We start from the raw sequence: 9,382 nt of genomic DNA on the forward strand, positions 1-9,382 counted from the left end.
CGGCGGCTACGCGCCGAACAAGCGCGGCTGGCTCAAGCCGTTCGCCTCGGAGATGTCCTCGCGGCTACACGCGATGCGCCACCGCGAGGTCACCGACGCGGTGCACGCCGAGGGCGGTGCGATCGCGCTGCAGGTGCTGCATGCCGGCCGCTACGGCTACACGCCGTTCTCGGTCTCCGCCTCGGCAATCAAGGCGCCGATCAACCCGTTCCGCCCCAAGGCGATGTCGGGCAAGGCCGTCGAGGAGACGATCGACGACTTCGCGCAGAGCATCCGGCTGGCCAAGAAGGCCGGGTACGACGCGGTCGAGGTGATGGGCTCCGAGGGCTACCTGATCAACCAGTTCCTGACCGAGCGGACCAACCAGCGCACCGATCGGTGGGGTGGCTCGGCGACCAACCGGATGCGCTTCCCGGTCCAGATCGTGCGCCGCGCCCGCGAACTGGTCGGCGACGAGTTCCCGATCATGTTCCGGCTCTCGCTCATCGACCTGGTCGAGGGCGGCCAGACCTGGGAGGAGACCGTCGAGCTGGCCTACGCCCTGCAGGACGCCGGCGTCTCCATCCTCAACACCGGCATCGGCTGGCACGAAGCACGGGTGCCCACCATCATCACGCAGGTCCCGCGCGGGGCGTGGGTCGACTACACCGCCCGGCTCAAGGCCGAGGTGTCCGTGCCGGTCTGCGCCTCCAACCGGATCAACACCCCCGAGCTGGCCGAGTCGATCATCGCCTCCGGCCAGGCCGACCTGGTCTCGATGGCGCGGCCACTGCTGGCCGACCCGGCGTTCGTGAACAAGGCCGCGGAGGGCCGTGCCGACGAGATCAACACCTGCATCGCCTGCAACCAGGCCTGCCTCGACCACGCCTTCGCCAACAAGCCCGTCTCCTGCCTGGTCAACCCGCGCGCGGCCCGCGAGACCACCCTGGTGCTCTCGCCGGTCCGGACCAAGAGGAACGTCGCCGTCGTCGGCGCCGGCCCGGCCGGGCTCGCCGCCGCGGTCTCGGCCGCCGAGCGCGGACTGGACGTCACGCTGTTCGAGCGCGACGAGGAGATCGGCGGGCAGTTCCGGCTCGCCATGGCGGTCCCGGGCAAGGAGGACTTCGCCGACACGCTGCGCTACTTCCGTCGCCGTCTCGAGGTGCTCGGCGTCGACGTCCGGCTCAAGACCGAGGCGACCCTGGCCGACCTCCAGTCCTTCGACGAGGTCGTCGTCGCCACCGGCGTCGAGCCGCGCGTGCCTGCCATCCCCGGCATCGACCACCCCAGCGTGGCGACCTACGCCGAGGTGCTGGCCGGCCGGGTGGTGCCCGGCCGCCGGGTCGCGGTCGTCGGTGCCGGTGGGATCGGCGTCGACGTCGCCACCTGGCTGACCCACGAGCCCGAGACGCTGGACACGTGGATGGCGCACTGGGGCGTCGGGGACCCGGCGTACCACCGTGGTGGGCTGACCGAGCCGACGCCGCGCACCCCGGCGAGGCAGGTGACGCTGCTGCAGCGCAAGAACACGCCGATCGGCATCGGGCTGGGCAAGACGTCCGGATGGGCGCACCGGGCACGGCTCAAGCAGGAGGGCGTGCGGCTGGTGAGCGGGGCGTCGTACGACCGGATCGATGCTCTGCCTGATGGTGGGGCGAGCCTGCACTACACGGTCGACGGCGAGCCGCACGTGCTCGAGGTCGACACCGTGGTGGTCTGCGCCGGGCAGGAGTCGGTGCGCGACCTGTGGGTCGACGGCGCCGGGTGGCACCTGATCGGCGGCGCGGACGTCGCTGCCGAGCTCGACGCGAAGCGGGCGATCGATCAGGGCACCCGGGTGGCCGCGGCTCTGTAGTCTCTGGGCGTGGACTGTCTCTTCTGCTCGATCGTGGCCGGCGACATCCCCTCGACGAAGGTCTACGAGGACGAGGCGACCTATGCGTTCATGGACATCGCCCCGGCCTCCGAGGGTCACCTGATCGTGGTGCCCAAGCGGCACTCGAAGGACGTGCTGGAGATCCCGGCCGAGGACCTCCACGCCGTGATCGACACCGGCCAGCGAATGGCCCGACGGGTCACCGAGGTGCTCGGCGCCGACGGGGTCAACCTGCTCAACAACCGTGGCGAGCACGCCTGGCAGACGGTGTTCCACTTCCACCTGCACGTGATCCCGCGGTACGCCGACAAGAGCCGCGAGAGCCTGACCCTCCCCTGGGTCCCGACCCCTGGGGACACCGAGGCCATCGCAGCGCTGGGTGCCCGACTGGCGGGGTAGTCCTCGGGGGTTACGGCGTCCGGGCGCGAGTGCTCTGTGGGGGTAGTTCGGGGAGAAACTGTCCATTACTGGCCAGTAGACCGACCGTTTCTTCCCGAACTACCCCAGCGCGCGCCCCACAGCCGGTCCACGGCCGGTGCTCAGCCGGGCAGGGGCTGGGCCTGGGCGGCGATCAGGCCGGCGTACCAGGAGTAGGAGCGCTTGGGTAGGCGGGTGCCGGTGGCGTGGTCGACGTACACCAGGCCGTAGCGCTGGGTGTAGCCCTGATCCCAGTCCCAGCCGTCGAGCAGGTGGCCGACGTAGTAGCCGCGGACGTCCACACCGCGCCGGCAGGCCGCAGCCACCGCCTCGAGGTGGCCCTGCAGGTAGTCGATCCGGGGCTGGTCGTCCACCACGCCCGCGGCGTCGGGGCCGGCGCCGTAGGAGGCGCCGTTCTCGGTGATGACGAACGGCGGCAGCGCCGCGCGGAACCGTGCCCGGGTCAGGATCAGCCACTCGCGCAGTGACACCGGCACCACCGGCCAGTCCATGTCGGTGGTCGGGTAGCCGAGCAGGGCGGCGAACTCGAAGGGCACCTCGCTGTCCTCGGGCGCGGCCGCGACCCGGCGCGGGTGGTAGAAGTTCACGCCGTAGAAGTCGAGCGGCTGGCGGATCGTGGCCATGTCGCCCTCGGCGATCATCTCCTCGGCCAGCGGCGCGAAGTCGACCGGGTAGCGGCCCAGCAGCATCGTCTCCAGCCACAGGCCGTTCCACAGCGCGTCGAAGAGCTTGGTCGCGCCCACGTCGGCCGGGTCCTCCGAGAGCGGCCACATCGGCGAGTGGTTGTTCGCGCAACCGACGTCCTGTGCGCCCGCCGCGCGCAGCGCGATGACCGCCCGGCCATGGGCCAGGAGCAGGTGGTGAGCGGCGGTGAGCGCGCCGAAGACCAACTGCTTGCCGGGTGCCCAGGTGCCGTTGCCGTAGCCCAGGAACGCCACCGCGTTGGGCTCCTGGATCGGCACCCAGGAGGCCACCCGGTCGGCGAAGCGGTCGCCGAGGAGGGCGGCGTACTCGGCGAAGGCGTCGACCGTGGCACGGTTCAGCCAGCCGCCGTCGTCCTCCAGCGCCTGCGGCAGGTCGTAGAAGTAGAGCGTCGCCATGGGTGCGACGCCGGCGCCGAGCAGCGCGTCGAGGTAGCGGTCGTAGTGGTCGACCGCCCTCCGGTCGAGCGGACCGCGACCGTCGGGCTGGAAGCGTGGCCAGGGGAAGGAGAACCGGTGGCCGCCGACACCCAGGCCGCGCAGCAGCTCGACGTCCTCCAGGTAGCGGTGGTAGCTGTCGCAGGCCACCGATGCGTCGCTGCCGTCGCGGATCGCGCCGGGCTGGGCCGCGAACGTGTCCCAGATGCTGCGGCCGCGCCCGTCCTCGACCACGGCACCCTCGACCTGGTACGCCGCGGCGACGGTCCCGAACCTGAAGCCGACGGGGAGCTGGGGGACAGCCACAGGCACAATCTTGCCTGTGGGTGTGGAGATTCGTCGCGGATCGAGCCGATTCGCCGATCGCGGTCAGGGTCGTGCCACGTGGCACGCGTTCTCCTTCGGCGAGCACTACGATCCCGACCGGCTGCGGTTCGGCCCGATGGTCTGCCACGACGAGCACCTGCTCGGTGACGGTCGCGGCTTCGAGACCCACGCGCACGAGGAGCTGGAGATCGTCAGCTGGGTGGTCTCCGGCGCCCTGACCCACCGGGACTCCCTGGGCTCCTCGGCCACGCTGCGGCCGGGCCAGGTAGGGCATCTGCGGGCCGGCTCCGGTGTGACTCACAGCGAGATCGCGGCCGCGCCGCAGACCAGGTTCGTGCAGGTCTGGCTGGTGCCGGACACCGAGGGACTGACGCCGTCGTACTCGGTGGCGGAAGTGCCGGCCGGGCGCGGCTTCGTCGAGGCGGTGCGGCCCACCGACGGCAGCACCATGTACGTCGCCGAGCTGGACGGCGGCGAGAGCGTGCTGCTCCCGGCCGGGGCACGACGGCATCTCTTCGTGGCGTCCGGTGCGCTGCTGCGCTCCTCCCTCGCCGAGCCGCTCGGGCAGGGCGACGCGTTCCTGATCGAGGCCGAGGACGACGTCGAGGTCACCGCCGCGGTTCCGACCCAGCTGCTGGTCTGGACCCTGGGCTGACGCGGCTCGACGGATTCGGCCGAAGTGCCTCACGCGCGGACATGGATGCCTAGGGTGGGTGCCATGGGGACCCCGCCACCTCCGGCGTACGCCGGGCCGCTCGGGCCGGCCTGGTCACTGCTGCGCGCCGGACAGGTACGGCGCGCGGAGGCAGAGCTGGACGCGATCGCCCGCGAGGGCGCCCTGACCGACGCCCAGCGGGCACTGTTCGGCGCGCTGCGGATCGACATCCGGCTCGCCACCGGCGACGTCACCGGGGCCGCCGAGGCGGCGACCCGGATACCGCGCGGGCGCGACGGGGTCACCACGCTGGCGGCGGAGCTCGGCAACGGGGAGGTGGCCGCGGCGTTCGGCGACCATGCCGCAGCGTTGGAGCACTTCCTGGCCGCCGGCGAGTACCCGGGCCACGACGAGGACATGCTGCGGCCGTGGTGGGTCGGGGCCGCGCTGGCGATGGTGCGCACCGGTCGACGTCACGACGGTGCCGCGCTGGTGCGGAGCCGGGTGGAGGCTGCCGAGGCGCCGTATGCCCTGGCCCAGGGGCTGCGCGCGCTCGCCACCGCTGAGACTGGGCACGATCCGGTGGGCCTGCTGCGGCGCGCCCGGACGGTGGCGGCCGCGCTCGGCGACCTGCGCCTGGGCGCGCAGCTCGACACCGACGTGGCGGCGCTGATGCTGCTGCAGCCGGCCGGGCATCCGGCCGCAGAGGCCGTCGATCTGCTGCGCGACGCGGAGAGGTACACCGCCGCGGAGGGGCTGTGGCCGCTCCACCGGCGCATCGCCCGACTCTTGGAGCGCTCCGGCGAGCGGGCCAGACCGCTGGCGGGCCAGACCCTGGCGCGGCTGACCCCGGCGGAGCGCCGGGTGGCACGGCTGGCCGCGAGCGGACTGACCAACCGGCAGATCGCCGACGCGCTGGCCCTGACGGTCAAGGGTGTCGAGTGGCACCTGTCGCGGGTCTACCGCAGGCTCGGCATCGGCTCCCGTGCGGCGCTGGCGGGGCTGCTGGACACGCGCTCGGCGAGCGAGGCGAGCTAGGCGCCGACCCAGCGCATCGAGCGGCCGTGACCGTGCGTGTGCGCGACGGCGCGGCCGTCCACGCCGAGCACGAACGTCGGGTGCTCTGCCGGAATCGCCGGCCCGGTGGCGGTGACGGATGGCAGCACGTTCTTGCCCTCGTTGCTGACCCAGTGGCAGGCACCGTCGGCGACCAGCCCGCGGACGAGTCCGTCGAACCGGTCCCGATCGGCGGGCTCGAGGTAGGCGATGACGGCGCTGTGGAAGACGACCACGGTGCCGTACGCCGACGCCTCCGCGACCGCCGCCGGAAGGTCGGTCAGCAGATCACCACGCCTGATCGCCGGCGGGTCGGCGCGGGCGACCTCGATCGCCTGCCGCAGCCGGACGCGCCGGTCGTCGTGCTCGGGCCAGACCAGCTGCTCGAGCCAGGCCATCTGGTCGGCGTCGGTGACGTCCAGCGGGTGGAGGTCGATCCCACCGCGCCAGGCCACCTGTGGCAGCGTCGCCGGCAGCGGCGCCGGGCCCTTCACGCGGCACTCGAGCCGGGGCTCCCCGCCGAGGGTGACGTGCCCGTCGTCGGTGCGCCAGTCGTAGCCCCAACGGTCGGGGTAGAGGCACAGTCCGGCGCTGGCGCCGACCTCCAGCAGCGCCAGCGGTCCCCGGAACGACGCGAACGCGGGCACCAGGGTCGCCAGCCGGCCGACCTCGTTGGTCTGGGTCGCGCGAGCCAGGATCGTCGCCCGGATCGAGCCGTCGTCGGCGAGCAGAGCGGCGCGCAGCCCGGCGTACGGTCCCGGCGCGGGGACGCCGTGCCAGCGGGCGGCCGCGAAGACGAGGTTCGCCTGCCGCTTGATCGGCGGCAGCGTCGCCAGCCAGGCCAGCACCTCCGGGTCGTCGGCGACGGCGGTGGCCCAGTCGGCGAACGTGTGCGAGCCGTTGCTGCCCGCGTCGTACCTCGCGAAGTCGCGATAGATGTCGGCGATCTCGCCGTAGAGCTCCACGCTCAGTCCGCGGGAATGGCGACGTAGGTGGTGTCCAGGTACTCCTCGATGCCCTCGAAGCCGCCCTCGCGGCCGAAGCCGGAGGACTTCACCCCGCCGAACGGCGCCGCCGGGTTGGAGACCAGGCCGGTGTTGACCCCGACCATGCCGTAGTCGAGGGATTCGGCCAGCCGGATCGTGCGGGCCAGGTCGCGGGTGTAGACGTAGGACGAGAGGCCGTACTCGGTGGCATTGGCCCGCTCGATCGCCTCCTCCTCGGTGGCGAACGTCGTGATCGGCGCGACCGGGCCGAAGATCTCGTGCGTGTTGATCTCCGACTCCGGGTGGACGCCGAGCAGCACGGTCGGGTTGTAGAAGAACCCGGGGCCGTCGGGCGCCGTACCGCCGGTGACGACGGTGGCTCCGTCGTGGACCGCGTCGGTGACCAGCTGGTGCACCGACTCCACGGCCTTCTCCTCGATCAGCGGGCCGACGTCGACGCCCTCGGTCTGGCCCCGGCCCACCGTGAGCGCGCCCATCCGCTCGCTGAGCCGCTTGGCGAACTCCTCGGCGACGTCGGCGTGCACCAGGAAGCGGTTGGCGGCGGTGCAGGCCTCGCCCATGTTGCGCATCTTGGCGACCATCGCGCCCTCCACCGCGGCGTCGAGGTCGGCGTCCTCGAAGACCAGGAACGGCGCGTTGCCGCCCAGCTCCATCGACACCCGCTGCAGGTTGTCGGCGGACTGCCGGACGAGCACCTTGCCGACCGGCGTGGAGCCGGTGAAGGACACCTTGCGCAGCCGGTCGTCGGCCATCAGGGCCTTGCTGATGTCGGCCGCCCGGGTGCTGGGGATGACGTTGAGGACGCCCGCCGGCAGACCCGCCTCGGTCAGCACCCCGGCCAGCGCCAGCATGGTCAGCGGGGTCAGCTCGGCGGGCTTGACCACCATCGTGCAGCCGGCCGCGATCGCCGGCCCGATCTTGCGGGTGCCCATCGCGAGCGGGAAGTTCCACGGCGTCACGAACAGGCACGGGCCGACCGGCTTCTTCATGGTCAGCAGCCTGCTGCCGCCGGCCGGCGCCTGCATCCAGCGGCCGTGGATGCGCACCGCCTCCTCGGAGAACCACCTGAAGAACTCGTTGCCGTAGGTCACCTCGCCCTTGGCCTCGGCGATGGTCTTGCCCATCTCCAGGCTCATCAGCTCCGCGAAGTCGTCGGCGCGCTCGGCGATCAGCTCGAACGCCGAGCGCAGGATCTCCCCGCGCGTGCGAGGCGCCGTCCGGGCCCACTCCGCCTGGGCCGCCGCCGCGGCGTCGAGAGCGTCCAGCGCGTCCTCGACCGAGGCGTCGGCGACCCGGGTGAGGACGGAGCCGTCCGCAGGATCGAGTACCGCGAAGTCCTCCCCGCCCTGGGCATCGCGCCAGGCGCCGCCGATGAAGAGTCCACGCTGCTCCGGGCCAACCAGATCGAGTCCACTCATGCCTCAAGAGTGGCACTGGGGTGATGACATCCGACAGCGGCGCGTGCCATCGTGTTCTCGTCGACTTGTGGAGGGAGCACTCCGTCAATCGACCGGGCCCCCGCGCTGACCCCATGCAGCACCGGGGCCCGCCTCACTTCCGGTGCGCGCCGCGCAGGAAGCCCTCGAGGATCGGGCCCGCGGTCTCGGCGCCGGTCTTGCCCTCGTCGACGTAGACGGCCACCGCCAGGTCGCCCTGCGCCGCGATCATCCAGGCATGGGTGAGGCGCTTGCCGTTGCGGTCGAACTCGGCGGTGCCGGTCTTGGCGATCACCGGCTTGCCGGGCACGTCGGCCAGGCCGGCGCCGGTGCCGCTGGTCACCACCGCGCGGAAGATCGCGCGCAGCATCGAGTCCTCCTCGGCGCTGATCGGCGTGCCGGAGGCGGCGACGCTGGTGCCGGCGATGAGGCGCGGCACCCGGGCGACCCCGGTCTGGATGGTCCCGATCACGCTGGCCATCACCAGCGGCGAGGCCAGCACCTTGCCCTGACCGATCATGTCGGCGGCCTTCTCGGTCTCGCTGGCCGCGGCCGGGATCTGGCCGAAGTAGGCCGGGAAGCCGGTGTCGTGATCGACGCCGAAGCCCAGCGAGGCGGCCGCCTGCTGGAGGTCCTGGTCGGAGACCTTGTCGCGCTGGCTGATCATCGCGGTGTTGCAGGAGTTGGCCACCGCCGTCATCAGCGGCACGTTGCCGGTCGCACCCGGTGGGTAGTCGGAGTCGTTGGTGAACTTCTTGCCGTCGACGGTGATCTCGTCGGTGCACGGCACCTTGGTCGAGGGCATCAGGCCCTTGCGCAGCAGCGCCAGCGAGTCGACGGTCTTGAACGTCGAGCCCGGCGGCATCCGCCCGTAGGTCGCCAGGTTGATCCCGCCGTTGCCGGGGCCGTTGGCGGCGGCGAGCACGTCGCCGGTGCTGGGCCGCAACGCCACCAGCGCGCTGGCCGGCTTCACCTTGGCGAGCAGGCTCTCGGCGAGCGTCTGCAGCCGCAGGCTGAGCGTGGTCTTCAGCGGCGTGCCGTCGACCGGCGCGGTGGTGAAGATCTGGGTGATGGTGCCGTCGCCGGCGACCCGGTCGACCACGGTGCCCGGCTCGCCGCGGAGCTGGTCGTCGTAGCGGGCCTCGAGGCCGCTGAGCCCGGCCACGTCGCCGGGGTGGTAGCGGGTGGGGTCCTTCTTCACCATCTCGGCGGTGACCGGCCCGACGCTGCCCAGGATCGGCGCGGCGAAGCCCTTGGTCGGGCCCAGCGGAGCGTTGGTGTGCATCGCGCTCGCACCCGGGATCTGGGCCACCTGCGCATCGCTCAGGGGGGCCTCGCCGGCGCGGTAGGTGATCGCCTGCACGAACTGCTGCGGCCCGGCCGCCTTGACGAGCTTGGTGTACGCCGCCACGTCGATCCCCAGCCGCTGCGCCAGCAGGGCGGCCGATGTCGCCGCCCGGTGCGGCTTG

At 72.4% G+C, this 9,382-nt stretch carries 8 protein-coding genes; 4 read left to right on the forward strand and 4 right to left on the reverse strand.

Annotated elements, in window-relative coordinates:
* Together VHA72_RS14290 and VHA72_RS14295 are read left to right on the forward strand one after the other, a co-directional pair.
* Window positions 1–1,834 (forward strand): NADPH-dependent 2,4-dienoyl-CoA reductase (locus VHA72_RS14290; RefSeq protein ID WP_325576353.1); only part of this gene is annotated, 1,834 nt, incomplete at its 5' end.
* Between the two features lie 9 nt (window positions 1,835–1,843).
* On the forward strand, window positions 1,844–2,254 hold the full coding sequence (locus tag VHA72_RS14295; RefSeq protein WP_325576354.1) for an HIT family protein: 411 nt from the start codon (window positions 1,844–1,846) through the stop codon (window positions 2,252–2,254).
* A 140-nt stretch (window positions 2,255–2,394) separates the two neighbouring features.
* On the opposite strand, the gene VHA72_RS14300 is transcribed toward VHA72_RS14295, so the two are convergent.
* Complete coding sequence (locus VHA72_RS14300) at window positions 2,395–3,738, reverse strand: glycoside hydrolase family 1 protein (RefSeq protein WP_325576355.1); 1,344 nt, start codon at window positions 3,736–3,738, stop codon at window positions 2,395–2,397.
* A gap of 22 nt (window positions 3,739–3,760) precedes the next feature.
* Here VHA72_RS14300 and VHA72_RS14305 point away from each other — a divergent pair, with 22 nt between their 5' ends.
* Window positions 3,761–4,414 carry a pirin family protein gene (locus VHA72_RS14305; RefSeq protein ID WP_325576357.1) on the forward strand — a complete coding sequence of 218 codons (654 nt, stop codon included), beginning with the start codon at window positions 3,761–3,763 and terminating at the stop codon, window positions 4,412–4,414.
* A 63-nt stretch (window positions 4,415–4,477) separates the two neighbouring features.
* Entirely contained in the window at window positions 4,478–5,452 is a 975-nt protein-coding gene (locus tag VHA72_RS14310) for a helix-turn-helix transcriptional regulator (protein WP_325576359.1), read from the forward strand.
* Here the strand turns inward: VHA72_RS14310 and VHA72_RS14315 are convergent.
* The 3 genes from VHA72_RS14315 to VHA72_RS14325 all read right to left on the reverse strand — a co-directional run.
* Window positions 5,449–6,435 carry a DUF2332 domain-containing protein gene (locus tag VHA72_RS14315; RefSeq protein WP_325576361.1) on the reverse strand — a complete coding sequence of 329 codons (987 nt, stop codon included), beginning with the start codon at window positions 6,433–6,435 and terminating at the stop codon, window positions 5,449–5,451. The two genes, VHA72_RS14310 and VHA72_RS14315, sit on opposite strands and share 4 nt — an antisense overlap.
* A 2-nt stretch (window positions 6,436–6,437) precedes the next feature.
* A complete protein-coding gene (locus VHA72_RS14320) occupies window positions 6,438–7,895 on the reverse strand; it encodes an NAD-dependent succinate-semialdehyde dehydrogenase (RefSeq protein WP_325576363.1) in 1,458 nt (485 codons plus the stop codon).
* Between the two features lie 133 nt (window positions 7,896–8,028).
* Window positions 8,029–9,382: penicillin-binding transpeptidase domain-containing protein (locus VHA72_RS14325; protein WP_325576365.1), on the reverse strand; the 1,354-nt coding region annotated here is incomplete at its 5' end.

Source organism: Nocardioides sp. (genome assembly GCF_035547795.1).
In the GTDB taxonomy this organism is placed as follows: Bacteria; Actinomycetota; Actinomycetes; order Propionibacteriales; family Nocardioidaceae; genus Nocardioides.